The organism is Pseudomonas sp. LBUM1645 (assembly GCF_059716185.1).
This window is the reverse complement of record NZ_CP166811.1, coordinates 1,706,627-1,728,985: the sequence shown is the minus strand read 5'-3', so window position 1 is coordinate 1,728,985 and position 22,359 is coordinate 1,706,627. Positions and strand designations below refer to the sequence as shown.

Genomic DNA, 22,359 nt, shown 5'->3' with positions numbered 1-22,359 from the left:
TTGATGCTCATCGGCGCAAGGGCACCTCTAAAAACGCTGGCAAAGGTGTCAAGTGACAAGCGCTCACGATGAAGATGACCGTTCGTCAGTGGTGACTGACGAGTCATTCATTATCGCGGCGTGTAAACTGCGCGCCAGAACCTGCGCTGCGCATCACCTTGTACTGCCATCGCCCTGTCTTTAGAGGTGCTCTTGATACCAACAGTCAGCCTACGGCGAGCGCAAAACCGACCGTATATTGACCGGAACGCCTATTCCGGTCAATACGGCAAAATGGCCAGTCATAAGCCGCGTGACTTTGATTTCTCTGGCTTTGAGCCGATTCAAACAAACGTTTGTATTGGACGCTAGGAGTGGTGTAGATATAATGCGCCACCTTAGAGAGAAAGGTGGCTCATCGATTGTCCTCTTCCGGCATTGCGCAGGAATTCATGGATGCGACACCAAACCTCCAATTAGAAAAAAAACTGTTGAGCCTTGAGTAGGAGATAACCTGTGGAACGCGAATACATGGAATTCGACGTGGTCATCGTCGGTGCCGGCCCCGCTGGTCTTTCCGCCGCCTGCCGCTTGAAGCAGAAGGCCGCTGAAGCCGGTAAGGAAATCAGCGTCTGCGTGGTCGAAAAAGGCTCCGAAGTCGGTGCTCACATCCTGTCCGGCGCCGTGTTCGAACCACGCGCCCTGAACGAATTGTTCCCTGACTGGAAAGAACTCGGCGCGCCGCTGAACACGCCGGTCACCCGCGATGACATCTTCGTTCTCAAGAACGCCGACAGCGCGCAGAAGATTCCTGACCTCTTTGTGCCCAAGACCATGCACAACGAAGGCAATTACATCATCTCCCTGGGCAACCTGTGCCGCTGGCTGGCTCAGCAGGCCGAGAACCTGGGCGTGGAAATCTACCCAGGCTTCGCCGCTCAGGAAGCGCTGTTCGACGAGAACGGCGTGGTTCGCGGGATCATCACCGGTGATCTGGGCGTTGACCGCGAAGGTAACCCAAAAGAAGGCCTGTACACCCCAGGCATGGAACTGCGTGGCAAGTACACGCTGTTCGCCGAAGGTTGCCGTGGCCACATCGGCAAGCAACTGATCAAGCGCTTCAACCTCGACACAGATGCCGACGCCCAGCACTACGGCATCGGCCTGAAAGAAATCTGGGAAATCGACCCGGCCAAGCATCAACCAGGCCTGGTGGTCCACACCGCCGGTTGGCCGCTGGACATCATGGGCACCGAGAACACCGGCGGCTCGTTCCTCTATCACCTGGAAAACAACCAGGTCGTAGTCGGTCTGATCGTCGACCTGTCCTACAGCAACACTTACCTGTCGCCGTTCGACGAGTTCCAGCGCCTCAAGCATCACCCGGTGCTCAAGCAGTATCTGGAAGGCGGCAAACGCATCAGCTACGGCGCTCGCGCCATCAGCAAAGGCGGCCTGAACTCGCTGCCGAAAATGGTCTTCAAGGGCGGCGCGCTGATCGGTTGCGACCTCGGCACCCTGAACTTCGCCAAGATCAAAGGCAGCCACACCGCGATGAAGTCCGGCATGCTCGCCGCTGAATCCGTGGCCGAGGCGCTGTTCGCCGAGAAAGACGGCACCGAAGAGCTGACCACTTACGTCGACGCGTTCAAGAAGAGCTGGCTCTACGACGAACTGTTCGCCAGCCGTAACTTCGGTCCGGCGATCCACAAGTTCGGCGCCATCGTCGGCGGCGGTTTCAACTGGCTCGACCAGAACATCTTCGGCGGCAAACTGCCGTTCACCTTGCACGACACCAAGCCGGATTACGCTTGCCTCAAGCTTGCGGCCGACTGCAAGAAGATCGACTACCCGAAACCGGACGGCAAAATCAGCTTCGACAAACTCAGCTCGGTGTTCATCTCCGGTACCAACCATGAAGAAGAGCAGCCGTGCCACCTGAAGCTGACCGACCCGAGCATCCCGATCGCCAAGAACCTGCCGCTCTACGATGAGCCTGCCCAGCGTTACTGCCCGGCCGGCGTGTACGAAGTGGTGACCAAGGAAGACGGCGAGAAGCGCTTCCAGATCAACGCCCAGAACTGCGTTCACTGCAAGACCTGCGACATCAAGGACCCTGCACAGAACATCACCTGGGTGGCGCCGGAAGGCTCTGGCGGCCCGACTTACCCGAACATGTAAGTCGAATGGCTGAACATAAAGGCTCCCGAACGGGGGCCTTTTTGTTGTCTGCGATTTAAGCAACAACACCGCTCAATGTAGGAGCCGAGCTTGCTCGCGATAGCGGTGTGTCAGACGACAGCGATATTGGATGGCACACCGCTATCGCGAGCAAGCTCGGCTCCTACAAGGGATTCGTGGTGTGTCAGGCAGCGCGCTCATCGCCCGGATTACGCTCGAAGTAGCGCTTGTACTCGCGACTGAACTGCGACGTACTCTGATACCCGACCCGATGCGCCACCTGCGCCACACCCAAACCCTCAGCGAGCAACAACTGCTGGGCCCTGAGCAAACGCAAGCGCTTCAAATACTGCACCGGCGACAACAACGTGCTGCGTTTGAAATGCTCATGAAAGGTCGACGCACTCATGTTCGCGCAACTGGCCAAGGTCTCGACGTTCAAGGGTTCGGTGTAATGCGCATGCAGATGGCTGAGCGACGCCGCGATTCGGGCGAATTGCCCCTGTTGCTCGACCAGCGCCCGCAGCACATCGGCTTGCGGCCCACGCAAAGCAACGAACAACAATTCCCTCAACCGCGCCGGCCCCATAACCTGGCATTCCAGCGGATCGTGCAGACAACGCAACAGCCGCTCCACGCAACCACGCATCGCATCGTCGAGCACCGCCGAGGTCATGGACTCTGGCGTTTGCGCCGCAATACTGCGCCCCGGCGCCAGCCCCATGGCCAAGACCAACTCACCGAGCAACACCCGGTCAATGGCAATCGAAACCCCGAGCATCGGGCCATCGGGTGCTGAAAACGTCTCGCATTCGAACGGCACCGGCAATGCCTGAATCAAATAATGCCCGGCGCCGTATTCCAGCGTACGCGGCCCCAGATACGCCAGTTTGCTGCCTTGGGCGATGATGACCAGACTCGGCTCGTAAATCTGCGGGCCGCGAGCCACATCACAACTGGCCCGCAAAACCTGCACACCCGGCAACGCCGTTGGCGCGAAACCGTCGCGATTGGTCAAAGGCTGAATCAGCGAAACCAGCGTGGCATTGGCATCCAGATGACGGGTCAACAACATGAGGGCTCTTCACAAAAAAAGTCGCGGAAAAAGGGATGAAAGCATCATCGCAGGTCTGATGGCCAATGCGACCCATTGAAGGCTGATGCCGGAGGATTAGGCATGACACCCGGAGGAATCGCCATGGCCGGTGACAGGTACGGCGCCCAGAATGCCCCACCTCACCTGTCACTGTTTTTGCGAGGTTCATCATGTACACAGCCATCGGATACGCCGCCCAGTCGGCCACCACTCCCCTCGCCCCCGTGAAATTCGAGCGTCGCAGCCCACGTGCTGACGACGTTGCGATCGATATTCTCTACTGCGGCGTCTGCCATTCCGACATCCATCAGGCACGCAACGAGTGGGGCATCGCCGTTTACCCACTGATGCCCGGCCACGAGATCGTAGGTAAAGTTACCGCCGTCGGTGCGAACGTCACTAAACATAAAGTCGGCGATTTGGTCGGTGTCGGCTGCATGGTCGATTCGTGCCGCAGTTGCGAAGCCTGCCAGTCGAACCTCGAGCAATATTGCCTCGAAGGTCCGACCATGACTTACGCCACCCCGGACCGCGTCGATGGTAGCAACACCATGGGCGGCTATTCCGACAGCATCGTGGTCAGCGAGCACTTCGTGGTGCGCATCCCGGAAAAACTCGATCTGGCCAGCGCCGCTCCGATCCTGTGTGCCGGCATCACCACCTACTCGCCGCTCAAGCACTACGGCGTGAAGGCGGGCGACAAGGTCGGGATTCTCGGCATGGGCGGCCTCGGCCACATGGGCATCAAATTCGCCAAGGCGATGGGCGCGGAAGTGACGCTGTTCACTCGCTCGGCGAGCAAGGCTGAAGAAGGTCGTCGCCAAGGTGCGGACCACGTGATCGTGTCCACCGATGCCGAACAGATGAAGGCCGCCGCAGGACATTTCGACTTCCTGCTGGACACCATTCCGGTGCAGCACGACCTCAATCCCTACCTCGATACGCTACGTTTCGACGGCGTGCACATTCTGGTGGGCCTGATCGAACCGATCGATCCACCGGTCCACGCCGCCAAACTGGTATTGGGCCGTCGTGTGCTGGCCGGCTCGCTGATCGGCGGCATCGCCGAAACCCAGGAAGTGCTGGATTTCTGTGCCGAGCACAACATCACCTGCGACATCGAAATGCTCGACATCCGCCAGATCAACGAGGCTTACGCCCGCATGATCGCCGGTGACGTGAAGTACCGCTTCGTGATCGATATGGCAACGCTGAAGGTCTAAACCTTCGCGCCGAGTTCTGCCGACAGCCGGGCTGTGACCCCTTTGATCAGGGGAATCAGCTCGGCCATTTTCTCCAGCGGCATATACGGCACGGTACTGGCGATGCTGATACCGGCAACGATGCGCTTGCTGGCATCACGGATCGGCGCCGCCACACAGCGGATCGACGGTTCGTTGTCTTCCAGATCGAAGGCATAACCGCCCGCCACATACTCGACCATGCGCTGCTGAAACTGCTCCCAGGACTGCTCCGGGTGCTGCGGCCAGAACTGATTTTTCCCACCCGCCGGCAAGCTGACTTCGTACAGCCGCTGCCATTCTTCCTGCGTGTCATCGAGCATCAGCGCCTTGCCGATCCCGGTGCGCGCCAACGGCATGCGATGGCCAACCCGCGAACGCATTTCCGGGCCATTGCGCCCCGGATTCTTGTGCAGGTACAGCACCTCGTCGCCTTCACGAATCGCCAGGTGAATGGTGTCGCCGGTCAACGCCGATAACTCATCCAGATACGGCCCGGCCAATGTGACCAGCGGCAATTCTTCACGCGCCTGGAAGCCCAGCTCGATCAACTTCGGCCCCAACAGATAACCGACTTGCGGCACCACGCGCAGATAACGCTCGTCCACCAGACAACTGGCCAGACGATGGGTGGTGCTGCGCGTGGTGCCGATCAGCCGGGCGATTTCCTTGAGATCGCGGGCGCCACTGGCCACGGCCTGAACCACACCCAAGCCACGAAGCAGTGTCTGGGTGCCGGTCGGTGCGGCGTCCTTGGCGATTTTTGGGGCGTCTTCCTGCATATCCAGCCTTTACCGTTGAGCGAGTGAACGGGCGGCATTATGGTCGCCCGCATGCCGCAACTACAACTTGATACGCTCGACTTTGCCGACCAGCAAGATGTAGGAAAGCGCGCCAATCAACGCCAGAACCGAGATATAGGTGATCGCCGGGGCGAACGAATCACCGGTAGCGAGGAAACCGATGACAATCGGCGTGGTAATCGCCGACAGGTTGCCGATGAAGTTGAACACCCCGCCAGTCAACCCGAGCAATCGCGCCGGGGCCAACGTTGAAACCAGCGACCAGGTGATCGACGCCAGCCCGTTACCGAAGAACGCCAACGCGAGGAAGGCAATCACCAGCGGTGTCGACTCGACGAAGTTGGCGCCGATGATCGAAGTGGAAATCAGCAGGCCGCCAATGATCGGCAACTTGCGGGCGAACCCCACGGTGTAGCCGCGGCGGATCAGCCAGTCGGAGAAGAACCCCGAACAGAGCACACCGACGAAGGCGGCGAGAAACGGCAGCGACGCCAACAGGCCGGACTTGATGAAGTCCATGCCGCGATATTTCACCAGGTAGGTCGGGAACCACGTCAGAAAAAACCACAACGTCGAGTTGAGGCAGAACTGGCCGAGATAAATGCCCCACAACTTGCGTTTGGTCAGAACGATGCCGAGATCGATCCAGCTGAATTTGGCTTTGACCTTGGCTTGCTCAGCCTGGATATCCACCAGCCCGCCGCCCTCGCGGATCAGCTCGATTTCAGCGTCATTGGCGCCTTTGAAATCCCGTGGCTCGCGATACACCGCGTACCAGATGACCGCCCAGAGAATGCCCACCGCACCGGTGCTGACAAACACCATGTGCCAGCCATATTGATGCTGCAGCCAGGCCAATACCGGCGTCAGGAACGCCAGACCGACGAACTGCCCGGAGGTATAGAAACCAATGGCGGTAGCGCGTTCGCGCTCAGGGAACCAGGTGGTGACCACACGGCTGTTGATCGGATACGCCGGGGCTTCCAGTGCACCGACCGCCATGCGCAATACGAACAATGCGATGAAGCTGGCGGCGAAGCCGAGCATGACGGTGGCGATCGACCATAGCAGCAGCGCGACGCTGTAGAGAATCCGCGGTGGAACCCGATCCACCAGCCAGCCGCCGGGGATTTGCATGGCAGCGTAGGTCCAGCCGAATGCCGAGAAAATCAGCCCGACATGAATCGGGTCGATGCCCAGTTCGCTGGTGAGTGCCGGGGCGGCGATAGACAGGTTGCTGCGGTCCAGGTAGTTGATCACCACGGTGATAAACAGCAGCACCATGATGAAAAAACGCTTGCGACTGGGCGTCACCAACGACGCCTGCCCGGTGAGGGTTTGCGGTTGCATGGGGAATGCCTCTTCTTATGTTTATTGAGGTCGATATAACGGCTGACACCGAATCCCTGTGGGAGCGAGCTTGCTCGCGATGGCGGACTTTCATCCAATATGGATGTCGCCTGACACACCGCTATCGCGAGCAAGCTCGCTCCCACAGGGGTTTTGTGTGGAATTAGAGATCACTCACCACTCAGCAAAACTGCCATCGGCATGGCGCCAGATCGGGTTACGCCAGCGGTGGCCGACGGCCGCGCGTTCGATCACGTATTCCTCGTTGATCTCGATCCCCAGGCCCGGGCCATTCGGGATTTTCACGAAGCCTTTGTCGTAGTCGAACACCCGTGGATCCTTGACGTAATCCAGCAGGTCATTGCTCTCGTTGTAGTGGATGCCCAGGCTCTGCTCCTGGATGAACGCGTTGTAGCAAACCGCATCCAGCTGCAAACACGCCGCGAGTGCAATCGGGCCCAACGGGCAGTGCAGCGCCAGCGCCACGTCGTAGGCTTCAGCCATGTTGGCGATCTTGCGGGTTTCGGTGATACCGCCGGCGTGGGAAGCATCCGGCTGAATGATGTCGACGTAACCTTCGCTGAGCACACGCTTGAAATCCCAGCGCGAGAACAGCCGCTCACCGAGGGCAATCGGGGTGCTGGTCAGCGGCGCCAATTCTTTCAGCGCTTCGTAGTTTTCGCTGAGCACCGGCTCTTCGATGAACATCAGTTTGTACGGGTCGAGCTCCTTCATCAGGACCTTGGCCATGGGCTTGTGCACCCGGCCATGGAAGTCCACGCCGATGCCGACGTTCGGGCCCACCGCATCGCGCACGGCGGCGACGTTGGCCAGGGCCAGGTCGACTTTCTCGAAGGAGTCGAGGAATTGCAGTTCTTCGGTGCCGTTCATTTTCACCGCAGTGAAACCACGTTCGACGGCCTCTTTCGCAGCACGAGCGGTGTCCGCCGGCCGGTCGCCGCCGATCCACGAATACACACGAATCTTGTCCCGCACCTGGCCGCCCAGCAAGTCGCTGACCGACACACCCAAGGCCTTGCCCTTGATGTCCCACAACGCCTGGTCGATACCGGCCAACGCGCTCATGTGGATTGCGCCGCCCCGGTAGAAGCCGCCGCGGTAAAGCACGGTCCAGATGTCTTCGATGTTGCGTGGGTCTTTGCCGATCAGGTAGTCGGACAATTCTTCAACGGCGGCGGCGACAGTGTGAGCGCGGCCCTCGACCACGGGTTCGCCCCAACCGGTCACGCCCTCGTCGGTTTCGACCTTGAGGAAGCACCAGCGTGGCGGAACGATGAAGGTAGTCAGTTTGGTGATTTTCATCTTGTTGTCTCTCTTATAGATGTAGCGCGCTCGGCGCCAAAAAGTCTTAACGCAGAGCGTTCCATGCAGCGACATACGCCTTGGCGTTTACCGCCACTTCCTCTGGCGTCATGCCCGGTTTGAACAAGCCGGAACCTAGGCCGAAACCTTTGACGCCCGCGTCGATAAACACCTGCATGTTGTCCGGCGTGATCCCGCCGACCGGCGCCAGAATCGTTCCCGCAGGCAGCACCGCGAGCCAGGCTTTAACGACTGCCGGGCCCATCTGCTCGGCCGGGAACATCTTCAGCACGTCCGCCCCTTCGGCCAATGCGGCGAAGGCTTCAGTCGGCGTGGCCACACCCGGCGACAGGAACAGCCCCGCCGCTTTCGCTGCGCGCAACACCTTGGCATCGCTATGAGGCATGACGATCACCTGACCGCCCGCCGCTTTCACTTGCTCGACCTGCTCCGGCGTCAACACCGTGCCGGCACCGATCAGGCAATCGGCGGGCAAGGTACTGCGCAGGATGCGGATACTTTCGTACGGCTCAGGGGAATTGAGCGGCACTTCGATGACGCGAAATCCGGCGGCGTAAAGGACTTCGCCGATGGCTGCCGCTTCTTGCGGGCGCAGGCCACGCAAAATCGCGATCAGACCGTTTTGCGCCAATGCTTGCTTGAGCATGTCAGACCTCCAGTCAGGTTTAACGGGATGGGTTGGGTGTGATCAGTCCGGCGGCAACCGCCAGCTGCCACAAGCCGCGTTCGGTGGCCTGTTCGGCCAGGGTCACCCGGGCAAAACCACAGGCATCGAGGGCCCGGCTATAGCGGGCACAGAGTTGGGCATTACCGATGAGGATGATCGAAGGCAGATGAACGCTATTGCGTCGGCGTCGCTGAACACTCGCCAACGCAGACAGTTCATGGCCGATCAACAAGCCGGACAAGTAATCCGGTTGAGCGGTGGCACTCAGTTCGCCAGTCAACCCGAGGCTGCGGGCACTGAACAATGTCGACAACGGCCCGATCTCGCCATCCGCTGACAAGGCCACTTGCACACCACGATCAAAGGCTTGGCCATCGAAGAGCGCGCCCTTTTGCTGGGTGCGCCCGAGAATGCTGTGTTCGCTGAGCACGGCGAAGACTTCGCCGGTCATGAAGGTATCGAAATGCACGATGCAGCCGTCGGTCACCTCCACCCATTTCGAATGACTGCCCGGCAGGCCGATCAACAGATCGTTGCCCGCCTCGCCCGGCAGATTGTGCAGAACGCCGAGTACCTGGGTTTCTTCGCCGCGCATCACGTTTGGCAAACGAGACCGCTGAATCACGCCCGGCACGATGTGCACGTCGACACCGCGAACACTACGAACCGTTTGTAGGGAGATTCCGAGATTGGCGACGTTCGCCGGCGTATCGCGGTAGGCCGCTTCACGCCAGCCTTGTGCGCTGCCGACCATGCCGCAAGCAATCACCGGCAAATCGGGCTGCGCGTCGAGCCAGTCACCGCAGGCCTCGTCAAAAGCCAGTTCAAAACCGTCGGTGCATTCCTGACCCGCGATCATTCGCGGCGTCCTGGGCAGCTGCATGATCCCCGACGACAGCGAACGCTGTTCGAGCACCTGGCCACCCGCGGCGAGTTTGTAAGCACGTAATGAGGTTGTCCCCCAATCGAGCGCGATCAATTGCGCCAGCATCGCTTCACCTGTTTTGTTTATTGGCAGTGAGTGAGCTGGACTATAGACCTCCTAGAGAGGAAATCTCAATATGTAATTAATACTCCCATATATTGGGATTTACTCGAATTGTGGTGTCCATCGTTCTCTGGCCCCAATTCCCGCCCCGACTTCAACCTTCAGCGTCTCCCGCGTCATCGAACCCACCAGGTGGGTATCGCCGTTCTCGGCCGAGATACCGGGTTCGCGCCGGCCATCGCCTCGAATAAGGGTGTAAGCCGTCAGCGGTCTGGAGGTTTGATCCGACCAGGTCACAAGCATCAGTTTCTTGTTGCTGGGTGAGAATGAAGCCAACAGACCGGCGTAGGGCACATCGCGGCATAAACCGACGTCGTCGATCTGGTCGTAAGCCGGTGACAATTCTTCGCGCCATCGAACGATGCAAACCGGCTCGAATTGCAGCCACGTCAAAGGACGATCAGCAGGTTTTAGTGAAACGTGCCGAGGCGCAATTCGAGGATTTTTCACCTCGGCAATAATCCGCGACGTCGGGACGTACATCACTTTCGAATAGTAAGCCGTGAAAGGAAACGCGGTGATGACGACCTTACAGGGCACGTAGTCTTGAGGTTCCAGAAGTCGGACTAACCGTGATCGAGCGATATCCCTAAAGCCAGTCCGGTCTTCATTGTCCTCAAATCGAATAATGGCCAATATTTCATAACGTCGATCGCCCTCGATCAGGCGCATATCTTCTATGCGGCCATAACCTTCCAGCGCAATGTTGTGTTCAACGGAGAAGTCGAGATCACCATCGAGCGAACAATGAAGGCTGGTGCTTATCTGTCCGCCGCGGCCGTGTGCTTCATATAAATGAATCAGGTCCCTGTCTGAAGTAAACCGCACGTCATAGAGCGAATAGCTATCGTGGTTGATCGATACAAATTCGATTCGTGCCGGCGGCACATTGAGATGCAGGCACGACGAACACAGTGCACATAACATCATCAAGGCAAAAAAACGCAGGAAAAAGCAAAAGCGAGGCAGCATTGCAAATGTCGTCCGTGAGCGCGCAAAGGGCGCACAGGGTGCCGGACTAGAGCGGTGGCGACAACTGATTCAGCAGCCCATTGCCATCAGCGATCACCGACCCTCGGCAAACTCCCGTAACACCGCCCCATCCATCCGATACCGCACCCACTCTTCCTGCGGCTGCGCGCCCAACGACTTGTAGAACTCTATCGCCGGTTTATTCCAGTCCAGTACGCTCCACTCAAATCGACCGCAATCATTGGCGCAGGCGATTTTCGCCAGGTGACGCAACAAGGTTTTGCCCGCGCCGCCGCCACGCTGATCGGGGGTGATGTAGAGGTCTTCGAGGTACAGGCAGTTGCTGCCGAGCCACGTGGAATAACTGAAGAAAAACACCGCAAAGCCGATTGGCGAGCCATCGCGCAGACAGATCAGCCCGTGGGCGGTGGCGCCTTCGCTGAACAGACTGCGCTCGATGTCGGCGACGCTGGCGATGACTTCGTGGCGGGCACGTTCGTAGTCGGCCAGTTCAGTGATGAACCCGAGGATTTGCGGTGCATCGCTCGGGGTCGCCGGGCGGATCTCGATCGTCATGGACGTGCCTTCGTCAAAAGTGGAAAACGCCATACTAAGTCGGCAAGCGACGCTCGTCACATATGAAATCAAAACGTCATCCGTGGTGCCTGCTGAAGGCTTTACTCCGGTCAGCGCTAACCCTGAAATCGATAACCACATACCTGACATCGACGCCTTGCGTGATAGATAGATGAAGCTCTCTTCTATCGGGTCAAGGAACCGCGTCATGCCTAGCGCAACACCCCAAGTCTCAAGCAGGTTGTTCGGCCTGTTTTGCCTGGCCAGCTATTTGCTGTCGCTGTCCTATGGCTCGACCTTTTTGCTGTCGTTGTTGATCGGTTCCCGCGGCGGCAACGAGCACGATGCCGGCAGTGTGATTTCGGCGGCGATGCTCAGTACGTTTGCAGCGGTAATCGTCTCGGGGCACTTGTCCGATTTGCTCGGCGCGGCGCGCTCGATTGCGCTGTTCGGCGTCTTGCTGGTGGTCGCCAGCCTGGGCTTCGCCCTGGCGCCAGGCTTTGGCAATCTGCTGTTGTTTTTCGGGCTATTGCTGGGGCTGGGTTGGGGCGTGTTCTACACCCTCGGGCCGATCATTGTGGCGAGCTTGGTAACGCCTGCCCAACGCGCGAAATACTTTGCGCTGTTGTCGGGCAGCATGATGACCGGGATCGGCAGCGGTCCATTGTTAGGCCGCGCAGCCAGTGCGCTCGGGTATCCGATCACTGCGGCGTTTTACCTCGCGGCGCTGGCCAGCCTGATCGGCGTGTTGCTGTTCTGGCGGTTGGATTCGCAGTTGAAAAAAGCACCGGCCCACTCGGCAGCGGTATCACGAATTTCCTGGCGTGCAGCGGCACAAGTGCTGTCGTCCAGAGCGGTGTTCCCGATCATCATGGTCGGCCTCGGTGGGTGCGTTTTCGGCGGTCTGTCGAGTTTTCAAACCAGCTACGCGGCGGCGCGTTCACTCGACTATTCACTGTTCTTCCTCGGCTTCATGAGCGCAGCGATCAGCAGCCGAATGTTGATCGCCGGTTTCGTGGTAAAGCGCGACCCGTTCTGGGCGTCTTGCCTGCTGTCGGGCTTGATGATGGGCTCGATCCTGATGTTCCGGTTTGTCGTCGACGACGGGTTCAGCTACGTGCTGGCGGCGGTGATGCTCGGGGTCGGTTACGGGCTGACCTATTCGGTGATCAACGGCCTGGCGGCCAACGAGGCGCCGAACGGCACCACCGCGCAATCCTTGCTGCTGTTCAGCCTGTCCTACTTTATCGGCGTGTTTGGCTTTCCGTTGCTGGCAGGGAAAATCATCGTCGAACAGGGAATGGCGACGCTGTTGCTCACGGTATTGGCGGTTGCTGTGCTGAATTGGCTGATCAGCGTCGGCCGGCTGGTCTGGCGTCGGGCCGTTACCAGCAAAGCGCTGCAGCAGGCCTAGACCGTTCGTCGTTCATCAGGCACCAATCCAAATCGGGGGCGGACCAACATCAGGTAAGGACTCTAATTAAATGGACCTATCCACATCCATGAAGAGGTAACCATGAACGCCGATAAAAACCTTGAGAACGAAGTCCTGACCCGTCTGCTGCATGCCCATCCAAGCGGCTTGGGCAAAGAGGTCCTGGACAATTACCGGGGGGAGAGAGTCGTGGCCAGCACCCTCGCCACGCTGCAGGATCGTGGATTGATCCAGCATGGTCATGTGATCTGTAACGAGGCCGGTGAGCACTCGTTGAACTTGCCGATCAAACTCAGTGCCGCAGGGGTTGAGGCGGCGCGCAAGCTGGACGTTTAACAAGACGAATCAGGTGGCAGTCGTGCGCGGCTGCGACCGGGTAAGGTCAGGATTGATGGTGAATCTAATGGCCTCATCGCGAGCAAGCTCGCTCCCACAAATCCCCTGTGGGAGCGAGCTTGCTCGCGATGAGGCCGATCAGGCACCGAACGTCTGGCTGATTAACGCATCCACCTCGGCAGTCCCCGGCGAAGTCGCCGGCCCCCACCGAGTCACCGCCAACGCCGCCGCCGCATTAGCCCGCCGCGCCGCGTCAACCGGGACCAACCCTTGCGCCAACCCGGCCACAAATACCCCGGCATGCGCGTCCCCCGCGCCGTTGCTGTCCACCGCCTCAACCTTGAAACCCGGCACATGCTGGCGGTCCCCACGCTGACTGATCCAGCACCCTTGCGGGCCGTCACGCACCACCATCAATACGTCGGCCGGCAGATGATCGGCCAACCGGTTCAAGGCCTCGGCAATATTCGAGGCACCTGTAAACTTCAACGCCTCGACACTGTTGCTGGTCCACAGATCGATGCGCGCCAGCAAGGCTTGCATCAACGGCTCATCCGGCGAATCCACCAGCGGGCCCGGATCGAACACCACGTTGATCCCTCTCGGCAAATCCAGCACCCAATCCACCAGTGCCTGGGCTTTGCCGCCATGCAGCAGGCTGTAGCCGCTGACGTAGACATAGTCACCCGCCTCGGCCGGCACGCTGGCCAGATCCTCGGCCGTCAGCTCACCTTCGGCACCGATATAGGAAATGAAACTGCGCTCGGCCGAGGCTTCGGTCAACGCGACACACAAGCCCGTATCCCTTTCGGCGCGGTGAGTGATGCCGATCCGAATACCTTCAGCCTTCATCGCCTCACGTGCCAGATCGCCGAAACGGCCGGTGCCGTGGCGCCCGAGGTAAACCACCGGCAAGCCATTGCGCTGGGCAGCTGCCATCACATTGAAGCCGCCGCCAGCCTCAAAACTGGCGGATTGCGCCAGCACGTCGCCGCCCGAATGCGGCAGTTTATCCACGGCCATGACCAGGTCGATCATGACCTGGCCGGTGTGCAGCAATCTAGGCATGAGCGTTCTCGGTCAACGCGGCGCGGCGATCCTTGGCGCCACCGAGTACAAAATAAATGCCGCCGGCCACCAGGAACGTCACGATCCAGCCGAGGCCGTTATGGCCCAGCCACGAGTCGGACAGGAAACCGCGGAACCACACGGTTTGTTCGGTCGTGCCGATGGTGGTGAAGCTGAAGCCCAGCACGATCGCCACCGCCCACGCACCGAAGGCGCGCCACTCGATACCGCCGTTGTACCAGTAAGCGCTGCTCGGGCTGACGTCCAGCAGGTCTTTGGGGCTGTAGTAATGACGATGAATCAGGTCGACGACGAAGATCCCGACCCACGCGGTGATCGGCACGGCCAGCAGCGAAATGAAGGTGATGAACGGGCCGTAGAAACTGTCGGCGATCAACATGAAATAGATCGAACCGGCGAAGATCGCAACGATGTCGACGACCACCGCGTAGACGCGTTTGACCTTCAGGCCGAGGGTCAGCGTGGTCAAACCGGCGGAGTACACCGACAGGTTGTTCGACAGCAACAGCCCACCGAACGCGGTGATCAGGTACGGCACGGCCATCCAGGTCGGCAGCATGTCTCGGATCGCGATGATCGGGTCAGTGGCCGAGGCCAGGTCATTGTTGCCCACTGACAGCAGGCCGCCGAGGGTGATCAGCAGCACCAGCGGAATCCCCGCACCGAACGCTGCCGACGCCACCAGACGCGCGGCTTTGACGCTGCGGTGCTGGTAGCGCGACATGTCGGCACCGGCGTTGGCCCAACCGATCCCGGTGCCCGCGGCCATGGTGCCGACGCCGATGATCATTGCGCTCAGCGGTGCAGGCGTGGCGTTGAACACCGCGCTCCAGTCGATGGTGGCGCAGAGGAAACCGCCGACCAGAATGTTCAGCGCGCCGAACACGTAGGTTGCCCACTTCTGGATGACCAGCAAGGTGGCGTGACCGAGACCCGATACCGACAAGGTCAGCAGCACGAAAATCGCAATGAAGATCAACGTCAGCACAGGCGCGCTTTTCGCTTCCACCGGCGAGCCAAACAGGATCGAGCACAGCGACAGCAATACGAACGCGGCGGTGGTGGTGTTGACGGTTTCCCAACCCAGACGCGACATCAGCGAGACCAGGGTCGGACCGATGTTGCCGCGTACTCCGAAGATCGCTCGCGACAACGTCAGGCTCGGTGCGCGACCACGGCGACCAGCAATGGAGATGATCCCGACCACCGCGAAGGAACCAGCGGCACCGAGGATCGCGACGATGATCGCCTGCCAGATCGCCAAGCCGCGAAAGGCTACAAGGGTCGCACCCAGCGGCAGGCCGAGGATGGAGATGTTGGCAGCAAACCAGACCCAGAACAGCTGCAGCGGATGACCGTTGCACTCCGCTTCCGGCACGGGCTCGATGCCACGGGTTTCCAGTTGCCCGGCGCTTGGCCCGGCGGGTGATGAACTCATGTGAAATGCTCCTGTTGCCTTTGTTGTGGTTGTGGGCAATTGCGGAAGTCGACATAACATCCCGGCGGTCCTGGCCGTGTTTGTGCGATCCATTGCGGTGAAAAATTCAAGTAGGTGGCGCGCCTATCGCGAGCAAGCTCGCTCCCACAGGGATAGTGCAATCCTTGAGGTACACGCCGTACCTGTGGGAGCGAGCTTGCTCGCGATGGCGTCAGTCCAGTCAACGCAAAGCTAAAAGCCCCTGCACCAACGGCTCCAACTCCAGATCGTTAACGGTTTTGACCTTGTCGATCATCGCCGCCGGCCAACTCTCAAGGCCCAGGCAAGCCCCGAGCATGGCGCCGAGAATCGCCGCGATGGTGTCGGTGTCGCCGCCAAGGCTGGCAGCCATGCACAGCGCTTCGAACGCGTTCATTTCACCAATGGCCACTTGCTGGGCCAGGGCAAACGAGACCACCACCGACTCCTGTGAAGCCACCGAAGTACCAATCACGTCGTACATCAAATCCGCCAGCAATGCCTTGTCGCTGTCGACACTGATGGTCCGTGCCCAGCTGATACGCGAGGCGATGCGTCCGCCAGCCACCCAGTAACCGTGGCTTTCAGCTTGCTGAGCGACTTGCTGGCCGAGGTTCAACGCTTCGCCCAGGTCCATGCCGTTGATACCGGCCGAGACCACCGCCGCCACCGCCGCCGCACTGGAGATGCCCAGCGTGGTGTTGTGGGTGACCTGGCAAGCCTGCACGACAGCGTTGATGAATCGCTCAGGGTTGGCGACATCCGCTGCGATCCCGACCGGCGTGATGCGCATCGCCGCGCCATTGGTGGTGCCGTAGCGCCCCGCTTCTTCCGGCGAGTGGCCGGCGAGGATCATTTCGATGGCGCGTTTGGTCGAAGGGCCGAGCAAGTCTTGCGAGCCTTTGGCCTGCATTGCGGCTTCCCATTCGATCAACCGTTGGGCTAGCAGCGACGGTTCGATCCGGCCCTCGCCTTCAACCAGCAATTGGCCGACCAGAATCGCCTGTTCGGTGTCATCGGTGATCGAGCCTTTGAGCATGTTGGCGGCGATCGGTTGATCGGGGCCTGCGTCTTCCAGGTCAGTGATCTCGCCGAAGCGCACCTTGATCTCGGCGCGGCTCAGGGATTGGGTCGGCATGCCCAGCGCATCGCCCAGGGCCAGTCCGTAGAACGCGCCCAATGCACGATTGAGCGCGGTCATTTTGACTCTCCAAACTGCAGGTGCAGGCGAAAATGCACCGGGTCGAGCAAGCTTTCGACCTGTTCCATGAAGCGGTTTTGCCGGTCGTAGGTGGTGCGCAAGGCCTTGAGAAAAACCGTGCCTTCCGGACGGCCGAGCAGTTCGGCGTCTTCGGCGTTCAAGGGTTCGGCGCCGATCCATTGATCGCCGCGCTCGCCGATATAGCCGTAGGCGGCCAGGGTGATGGTCAGGGAGTTGTCGATAAGGCCGACCCGCGGCAGGCTTTCCAGGCCTCCGGTGGCGGGCATCAATGAGCGTTCAAGGGAGACCAGCTTGCCTTCGTTGGAACGGCGGCGACGGTCAAGGGTGATGAATTGGTCGGTGCCGAAACGCGGCAACAGGTCAGGACGGGTGACCGCCTCCAGCCGCAGCACTTCGGTATTGATCAGCGCCCCGCTGTCGGCCAGGGCCTGGGCCCAGCCGCTGCGCTGATCGAGCACCACGCCGTCGAAGGTGACGATGGAACCCACCCCGCTTTGCGTCGCGATGTAATTGCGCCGTTTCAACTCAGCCAGGGCTTCGCGCAGCGTGCCGCGGCTGACTTTGAATTCTTGAGCCAATTGATGCTCGCCCGGCAACAGAAAGCCGTCCTCCATGAGGCCGCTTTCGATGCGCCGGATGAGTTCGTCGACCACCCGTTGTTTCTTGTCAAATCGTACCTGTCTAATCATGTACAAAGAGATAACCGAAACGGGGTTGGGCGGGCAAGGGATATTTAGGGGAAGTGACGGAAGGAGTTACTTCGAGAAGCGACCGCTGCGCGGTCAATCGCGAGCAAGCTCGCTCCCACAAGGGTTTGCGGCGGACACATATTTTGTGCACGACACAAGCCCAATGTGGGAGCGAGCTTGCTCGCGAAGGCGTCGGACCCGTCAGCGAAAATCTCAGCGTTGTTTCAAACGATCAATCACCACAGCCAACAGCAAGATCGAACCCCGAATCACATACTGGTAAAACGTATCAATGTTCTTCAGGTTCATCGCATTCTCGATGATCGCCAGAATCAGCACTCCGGCAATCACATGCCGGATCATGCCGATCCCGCCGCTCAACGACACCCCGCCCAACACACACGCAGAAATCACCGTCAGCTCAAAACCCTGGCCAATCATCGGCTGTCCGGACGTCATGCGCGAAGCCAGGATCACCCCGGCCAACGCCCCGATCAACCCGTGCACGGCAAAGATAATGATCTTGGTCCGGTCAACGTTCACCCCGGCCAGCAGCGCAGCTTCCTGATTACCGCCGATGGCCATGGTGTTGCGCCCGTAGGTGGTGTAATTCAGCAGCCAGCCGAAAAACAGGAAGCAGACGATGGTGATCAGAATCGGCACCGGCACACCCAACAACTGGCCATTGCCGAAGACGAAGAACTGCTCTTGCGACACGCCGACCGCTTTGCCGTTGGCGAAGATGTAAGCCAGGCCGCGAACGATCTGCATGGTCGCTAGCGTGGTGATCAACGCATTGACCCGCAGCTTGGCGATCACGATGCCGTTGATCAACCCGACAATCAGCCCCATGAACAGCGCCGCCACCACACCGAGAAACACGCTGTCGGTGTCGCGCATCACCACCGCTGCGACCACGCCGGCGCAGGCAATCACCGAACCCACCGATAAATCGAAATGCCCGGACGCCAGGCAATACAACATGGTGCAAGCGGCGATCCCCGTCGTCGAAATCGCCAAGCCCAGGCCGCGCATGTTCAATGGCGAAAGGAAGTTGTCGATCAGCAAGGTGCAGAGCACGAAGATCCCGACGGCCGCCAGCAGCATCACCCAGTCATCGAGAAAGCGCCGCAGGTCCAGAGGTTTGCGCTGGGTGGGCAAAGCGTTGTTTTGAATTGTCATAGTCACCTCTCAGTTCGCCACGCCGTCAGCGCGTTGGCGCGGCAAAGCCAGTTGCAGCAGGTTGGATTCATTGGCCTCTGCGCGGGACAACTCGCCGCGCATCGCGCCTTCGCAGAGCACCAGGATGCGGTCGGAAATACCCATCACTTCCATCAGGTCGCTGGAGACCACGATCACCGCGATGCCGCTGGCGGCCAGGTTGTGGATGATCTGGTAGATCTCGGCTTTGGCGCCGATGTCGATGCCGCGAGTCGGTTCGTCGAGCAACAGGACTTTCATCGGCATCGACAGCCAGCGGCCGAGAATGGCCTTCTGCTGATTGCCGCCGGACAGGTACATGATTTTCTGCGCCGCGTTGGGCGTCTTCACTTTCAGCGCTTTGATCTGCTTTTCGGCGTTGTCCTTCTCCCACAGGCCACGCAACAGGCAGCCGAAGGTGGAGTGGGCGCCGCGGGCGCTGATGTTGATGTTCTCGGCGACGCTGGCGAGCGGCAGGATGCCCTCTTTCTTGCGGTCCTCGGGGCACAGCAGAATCCCGGCGGCAATCGCGTCGCGGGGTGAACGCAACTTCAGTTCATGACCGCGCAATTCCAGGCGTCCGGCGGTGTTGCGCTCAAGGCCACTGAGCATGCGGAACAGCTCGGTGCGACCGGCGCCGACCAAACCGAACAGCCCGAGAATCTCGCCTTTGTGCACCTCGAAACTCACTGGCTCACGCAAACCCGGCCCCAGCAAACCATCGACCTTGAGCGCCACCGCACCACGTTGACGGTGGCGGTAATCGTAGATGTCCTGAATGTCGCGACCGACCATGCAAGTCACTAGCTGATCGTGAGTCAGTTCGCTCATGTCCTCGAAAGTGCGCACAAAGCGACCGTCCTTGAACACCGTCACCGCGTTGCAGATGCGGAACACTTCTTCCATGCGGTGGGAGACGTAAAGCACCACTTTGCCTTCGTCGCGCAGGCGACCGATGATCGCCATCAAACGATCAATCTCCCGCGCCGACAGGCTGCTGGTCGGCTCGTCAAACGCGATCACATGCGCACCACGGGACAAGGCCTTGGCGATTTCCACCAGTTGCCGCTGACCGAGGGACAAGCGCCCGACTTTCTCTTGCGGATCGATTTCATCGGCCAGGCCCTTGAGGCAGGCCAATGCCTGTTGCCGCAACGCGCCACGATTGATCAGGCCGAAACTGGCCGGCAGATGACCGAGGAACAAGTTCTCTGCCACGGTCATTTCCGGGACCAGGTGCAGCTCTTGATGGATCACTGCGACGCCACTGCCGATGCTGTCGGCGGTGGACTTGAAGACCATCGCCTGCTCGCCGATCTGCAGGTCGCCGCTGCTCGGGGTGTAAGCACCGCCGAGGATTTTCAACAGGGTCGATTTGCCGGCGCCGTTCTCGCCCATCAAAGCGTGAACCTGCCCCGGATGGGCGACGAAGCTGATGCCATCCAGCGCCTTCACCCCGGGAAAGGTCTTGCCGATCCCGTTGAAGCGCAAGCTGCCGCCTGCACTGTGTTGTTGTGTTTTTGATTGCGCGTGCATAACCCACCTCTTCACACAGATCAGGCAGCCCCGTCGCCAGGGCCACCAATGAAATCAACCGTGCCTCAGTTCCAGAGGCCGATCTTTTCCAGTTCCTGCTTGAAGTTCTCGCGAGTGATCAGCGTCACGTCGTCCATCGCGGTGTATTTCGGCGGTTCTTTGCCGGTGGTGACCCACTCGTACATCATGCTCGCGGTGTTATAGCCCTCGATGTGCGGGCTCGGCAGCATCGAGCCGAAGAAGCCGCTGTTGGCCTTCTTCAATTCGCCGATGGCGTCGGTGCCGTTGATGCCGATGCCGATCACATTGGTCGCGGCAAAACCGGCGCTTTCGGTGGCGCGCACGCCGCCCAGCACGGTGTTGTCGTTCATGCCGCCGATGATCAGGTTTTTCGCTGCGCTCGGCAGTTTCACCAGCGCCGAGTTGGTGGCGTCCATGCTGCCGGGTACGTCGAGGGTTTTCAGCGCCGAGAACAGAATGTGGTCTTTCGGCATGCCGGCGTCTTCCAGCGCTTTGACCGAACCGTCGGTGCGTTTCTTGCCGGTGTCGAGTTCGTTGAAGGTGTTGATCACCGCGTAGGTGTCTTTCCAGTCCCAGCCACGTTTTTTCGCTTCGGTGGCCATGGCGCTGCCCTGCTTCTGGCCGACTTCGAACGCGGCCATCCCGAGGTACGGAACGTGTTCCATGAACTGGCCGCTGGCATCAACGAAGCGGTCATCAACTGCGATGACTTTCAAACCGTTGAGCTTGGCTTTGGCCATGATCGCAGGTCCCAGGGATACGTCTGGCGGGCAGATCACGAAGCCCTTGGCACCGTTGGCGGCGAGGCTGTCGATGGCCGAGAGGGTTTTCTCGCCATCCGGCACGGCGATCTTGATGACGGTGAAGCCCTTCTCTTTCCCGGCCTTTTCGGCAAATGCCCATTCGGTCTGGAACCAGGGCTCTTCCGCCTGCTTGACCAGAAAACCGATCTTCACTTCCTCGGCCGCCAGCAACGAACTGCTCAGGCTGACCGCGGTGACCGCCAAAGCGGCACAGCACAGGGAACGGATCCCACGACGACGATTCATAAGCTGACTCCTTGTTATTTTTTTGAGCGTTATTTGAAAGCCAATCAAACTGTGCAGCTAATAGTCATATCGTATGATGATTGGATTTCAGGCGTAGTTCCGCGCCGGAAACCCGTTTTACTCAGTCGTGGTACATGACCGAGCGACCACCATCGATGGTGATACACGAGGCATTGATGAACGGCGCTTCATCGCTGGCCAGGAAAACAGCGGTCATGGCGACCTCGATCGGCTGACCGATGCGACGTGGCGGATGCAGATCGAAAGCGCGCTGGCGCTCGGCATGCGGGTCGGCAAAACCGTTCCAGTAATCAACGTTCAACTGGGTTTCGATGTAACCCGGCGCGATGGCGTTAACGCGAATGCCCTTCGGCGCGTACTCGATGCCAAGGGCGCGGGTCAGGCCGAGCAAACCGTGTTTGGCCACCGGGTACGGGAAGCAGCCAGGAATGATGTGAGTGGAATGGGTCGAGGCGATGTTGATGATGCTGCCGATGCCTTGCTCGATCATCTGCGGCAGCACCGCTTTGCAGCCATACCAGGCGCCGTCCAGATCGATGGCGAAGCAGCGGCGCCAGTCTTCCTCGGTCATTTCCAGCGGATCGCTGAACACGTTGACCCCGGCGCAATTGACCAGCACATCGATGCGACCGTGCAACTCGATCGCCAGTCTGGCCATGGCGTGCAGATCTTGTTGGTTGGAAACGTCAGCCTTGATTGCCTGAACGTCGAAGCCTTTGTCCCGCCAGTGCGCCGCGACTTTTTCGACTTTCTCTCCCTGGATATCGCTGATGATCAGCTTGGCCTGCTGGGAAGCGAAGGTCGCGACAATCGCCTCGCCGATACCCTGAGCGGCGCCGGTCAGCAGCACGACCTTGTTTTTCAGGCGCTCACCCTTCGGCGGTTCGGGCACCGTTGGCAGGGATAGAGGTTCAGCCATGGATCAAAACTCCTTTTTGAAGGCACGACAAAAACCGGGCATCTGTCGATGTCCGGTCAAAAAGCTTTTTGGAAAATCGCTGCATCACTTCACCTGTTTTGTTTTTTTAAGTGTGAGTGCGTGTAACTG

At 59.7% G+C, this 22,359-nt stretch carries 20 protein-coding genes; 4 read left to right on the top strand and 16 right to left on the bottom strand.

Annotated features, from left to right (window positions below; genetic code table 11):
- Positions 1–495 precede the first annotated feature (495 nt).
- Entirely contained in the window at positions 496–2,160 is a 1,665-nt protein-coding gene (locus ACA079_RS07650) for an electron transfer flavoprotein-ubiquinone oxidoreductase (protein WP_497703082.1), read from the top strand.
- A 184-nt stretch (positions 2,161–2,344) separates the two neighbouring features.
- Here ACA079_RS07650 and ACA079_RS07645 read toward each other — a convergent pair whose 3' ends face one another.
- Positions 2,345–3,235 carry an AraC family transcriptional regulator gene (locus tag ACA079_RS07645; protein WP_497703081.1) on the bottom strand — a complete coding sequence of 297 codons (891 nt, stop codon included), beginning with the start codon at positions 3,233–3,235 and terminating at the stop codon, positions 2,345–2,347.
- A 191-nt stretch (positions 3,236–3,426) separates the two neighbouring features.
- Between ACA079_RS07645 and ACA079_RS07640 the strand changes: the two genes are divergently transcribed.
- Positions 3,427–4,479 carry an NAD(P)-dependent alcohol dehydrogenase gene (locus tag ACA079_RS07640; protein ID WP_497703080.1) on the top strand — a complete coding sequence of 351 codons (1,053 nt, stop codon included), beginning with the start codon at positions 3,427–3,429 and terminating at the stop codon, positions 4,477–4,479.
- Here the strand turns inward: ACA079_RS07640 and ACA079_RS07635 are convergent.
- The 7 genes from ACA079_RS07635 to ACA079_RS07605 form a co-directional block, all read right to left on the bottom strand.
- A complete protein-coding gene (locus ACA079_RS07635) occupies positions 4,476–5,279 on the bottom strand; it encodes an IclR family transcriptional regulator (protein ID WP_008152270.1) in 804 nt (267 codons plus the stop codon). The two genes, ACA079_RS07640 and ACA079_RS07635, sit on opposite strands and share 4 nt — an antisense overlap.
- Before the next feature lie 60 nt (positions 5,280–5,339).
- Complete coding sequence (locus tag ACA079_RS07630; RefSeq protein WP_123364820.1) at positions 5,340–6,650, bottom strand: MFS transporter; 1,311 nt, start codon at positions 6,648–6,650, stop codon at positions 5,340–5,342.
- 174 nt (positions 6,651–6,824) lie between these two features.
- Positions 6,825–7,973, bottom strand: a complete 1,149-nt coding sequence (gene dgoD / locus ACA079_RS07625; protein ID WP_008152275.1) for a galactonate dehydratase — start codon at positions 7,971–7,973, stop codon at positions 6,825–6,827.
- 46 nt (positions 7,974–8,019) lie between these two features.
- The gene (locus ACA079_RS07620) at positions 8,020–8,640 is read right to left on the bottom strand and encodes a 2-dehydro-3-deoxy-6-phosphogalactonate aldolase (RefSeq protein ID WP_095132093.1); all 621 of its coding nucleotides are present in this window, start codon (positions 8,638–8,640) and stop codon (positions 8,020–8,022) included.
- 19 nt (positions 8,641–8,659) lie between these two features.
- Complete coding sequence (locus ACA079_RS07615) at positions 8,660–9,652, bottom strand: 2-dehydro-3-deoxygalactonokinase (RefSeq protein WP_497703079.1); 993 nt, start codon at positions 9,650–9,652, stop codon at positions 8,660–8,662.
- 99 nt (positions 9,653–9,751) lie between these two features.
- A complete protein-coding gene (locus ACA079_RS07610; RefSeq protein ID WP_497703078.1) occupies positions 9,752–10,681 on the bottom strand; it encodes a hypothetical protein in 930 nt (309 codons plus the stop codon).
- 93 nt (positions 10,682–10,774) lie between these two features.
- Positions 10,775–11,257 carry a GNAT family N-acetyltransferase gene (locus tag ACA079_RS07605; protein WP_056745432.1) on the bottom strand — a complete coding sequence of 161 codons (483 nt, stop codon included), beginning with the start codon at positions 11,255–11,257 and terminating at the stop codon, positions 10,775–10,777.
- A gap of 208 nt (positions 11,258–11,465) precedes the next feature.
- On the opposite strand from ACA079_RS07605, the gene ACA079_RS07600 reads away from it, so the two are divergent.
- Positions 11,466–12,671: an MFS transporter gene (locus tag ACA079_RS07600; protein ID WP_497703077.1), complete on the top strand. Its 1,206-nt coding sequence runs from the start codon at positions 11,466–11,468 to the stop codon at positions 12,669–12,671.
- Between the two features lie 102 nt (positions 12,672–12,773).
- Positions 12,774–13,028: a hypothetical protein gene (locus ACA079_RS07595; RefSeq protein WP_033056985.1), complete on the top strand. Its 255-nt coding sequence runs from the start codon at positions 12,774–12,776 to the stop codon at positions 13,026–13,028.
- Positions 13,029–13,166: 138 nt separating this feature from the next.
- On the opposite strand, the gene ACA079_RS07590 is transcribed toward ACA079_RS07595, so the two are convergent.
- The 8 genes from ACA079_RS07590 to ACA079_RS07555 all read right to left on the bottom strand — a co-directional run bounded on the left by ACA079_RS07590 (position 13,167) and on the right by ACA079_RS07555 (position 22,230).
- Positions 13,167–14,096: a PfkB family carbohydrate kinase gene (locus tag ACA079_RS07590; protein ID WP_497703076.1), complete on the bottom strand. Its 930-nt coding sequence runs from the start codon at positions 14,094–14,096 to the stop codon at positions 13,167–13,169.
- A complete protein-coding gene (locus ACA079_RS07585; RefSeq protein ID WP_497703075.1) occupies positions 14,089–15,555 on the bottom strand; it encodes a purine-cytosine permease family protein in 1,467 nt (488 codons plus the stop codon). The genes ACA079_RS07590 and ACA079_RS07585 overlap by 8 nt, the downstream gene beginning before the upstream one ends.
- Positions 15,556–15,775: 220 nt before the next feature.
- A complete protein-coding gene (locus ACA079_RS07580) occupies positions 15,776–16,774 on the bottom strand; it encodes an ADP-ribosylglycohydrolase family protein (RefSeq protein WP_497703074.1) in 999 nt (332 codons plus the stop codon).
- On the bottom strand, positions 16,771–17,484 hold the full coding sequence (locus tag ACA079_RS07575; RefSeq protein WP_008152295.1) for a GntR family transcriptional regulator: 714 nt from the start codon (positions 17,482–17,484) through the stop codon (positions 16,771–16,773). The genes ACA079_RS07580 and ACA079_RS07575 overlap by 4 nt, the downstream gene beginning before the upstream one ends.
- 213 nt (positions 17,485–17,697) lie before the next feature.
- Positions 17,698–18,666, bottom strand: coding sequence for an L-arabinose ABC transporter permease AraH (gene araH, locus ACA079_RS07570; RefSeq protein WP_033056977.1), 969 nt, complete (start codon positions 18,664–18,666; stop codon positions 17,698–17,700).
- Positions 18,667–18,675: 9 nt separating this feature from the next.
- The gene (gene araG, locus ACA079_RS07565) at positions 18,676–20,220 is read right to left on the bottom strand and encodes an L-arabinose ABC transporter ATP-binding protein AraG (protein WP_497703073.1); all 1,545 of its coding nucleotides are present in this window, start codon (positions 20,218–20,220) and stop codon (positions 18,676–18,678) included.
- Positions 20,221–20,285: 65 nt separating this feature from the next.
- Positions 20,286–21,290, bottom strand: coding sequence for a substrate-binding domain-containing protein (locus ACA079_RS07560; RefSeq protein WP_497703072.1), 1,005 nt, complete (start codon positions 21,288–21,290; stop codon positions 20,286–20,288).
- 121 nt (positions 21,291–21,411) lie between these two features.
- Entirely contained in the window at positions 21,412–22,230 is an 819-nt protein-coding gene (locus ACA079_RS07555) for an SDR family oxidoreductase (protein ID WP_497703071.1), read from the bottom strand.
- Positions 22,231–22,359: the final 129 nt, after the last annotated feature.

Coding starts and splice junctions, on each gene's coding strand:
- ACA079_RS07630 (WP_123364820.1), bottom strand. CDS start 6,650: ATGCAACCGCAAACCCTCACCGGGCAGGCGTCGTTGGTGACGCCCAGT.
- araH (WP_033056977.1), bottom strand. CDS start 18,666: ATGACAATTCAAAACAACGCTTTGCCCACCCAGCGCAAACCTCTGGAC.
- ACA079_RS07585 (WP_497703075.1), bottom strand. CDS start 15,555: ATGAGTTCATCACCCGCCGGGCCAAGCGCCGGGCAACTGGAAACCCGT.
- ACA079_RS07595 (WP_033056985.1), top strand. CDS start 12,774: ATGAACGCCGATAAAAACCTTGAGAACGAAGTCCTGACCCGTCTGCTG.
- ACA079_RS07605 (WP_056745432.1), bottom strand. CDS start 11,257: ATGACGATCGAGATCCGCCCGGCGACCCCGAGCGATGCACCGCAAATC.
- ACA079_RS07645 (WP_497703081.1), bottom strand. CDS start 3,235: ATGTTGTTGACCCGTCATCTGGATGCCAATGCCACGCTGGTTTCGCTG.
- ACA079_RS07575 (WP_008152295.1), bottom strand. CDS start 17,484: ATGATTAGACAGGTACGATTTGACAAGAAACAACGGGTGGTCGACGAA.
- dgoD (WP_008152275.1), bottom strand. CDS start 7,973: ATGAAAATCACCAAACTGACTACCTTCATCGTTCCGCCACGCTGGTGC.
- ACA079_RS07635 (WP_008152270.1), bottom strand. CDS start 5,279: ATGCAGGAAGACGCCCCAAAAATCGCCAAGGACGCCGCACCGACCGGC.
- ACA079_RS07580 (WP_497703074.1), bottom strand. CDS start 16,774: ATGACCGCGCTCAATCGTGCATTGGGCGCGTTCTACGGACTGGCCCTG.
- ACA079_RS07615 (WP_497703079.1), bottom strand. CDS start 9,652: ATGCTGGCGCAATTGATCGCGCTCGATTGGGGGACAACCTCATTACGT.
- ACA079_RS07600 (WP_497703077.1), top strand. CDS start 11,466: ATGCCTAGCGCAACACCCCAAGTCTCAAGCAGGTTGTTCGGCCTGTTT.
- ACA079_RS07590 (WP_497703076.1), bottom strand. CDS start 14,096: ATGCCTAGATTGCTGCACACCGGCCAGGTCATGATCGACCTGGTCATG.
- ACA079_RS07640 (WP_497703080.1), top strand. CDS start 3,427: ATGTACACAGCCATCGGATACGCCGCCCAGTCGGCCACCACTCCCCTC.
- ACA079_RS07620 (WP_095132093.1), bottom strand. CDS start 8,640: ATGCTCAAGCAAGCATTGGCGCAAAACGGTCTGATCGCGATTTTGCGT.
- ACA079_RS07610 (WP_497703078.1), bottom strand. CDS start 10,681: ATGCTGCCTCGCTTTTGCTTTTTCCTGCGTTTTTTTGCCTTGATGATG.
- araG (WP_497703073.1), bottom strand. CDS start 20,220: ATGCACGCGCAATCAAAAACACAACAACACAGTGCAGGCGGCAGCTTG.
- ACA079_RS07560 (WP_497703072.1), bottom strand. CDS start 21,290: ATGAATCGTCGTCGTGGGATCCGTTCCCTGTGCTGTGCCGCTTTGGCG.
- ACA079_RS07555 (WP_497703071.1), bottom strand. CDS start 22,230: ATGGCTGAACCTCTATCCCTGCCAACGGTGCCCGAACCGCCGAAGGGT.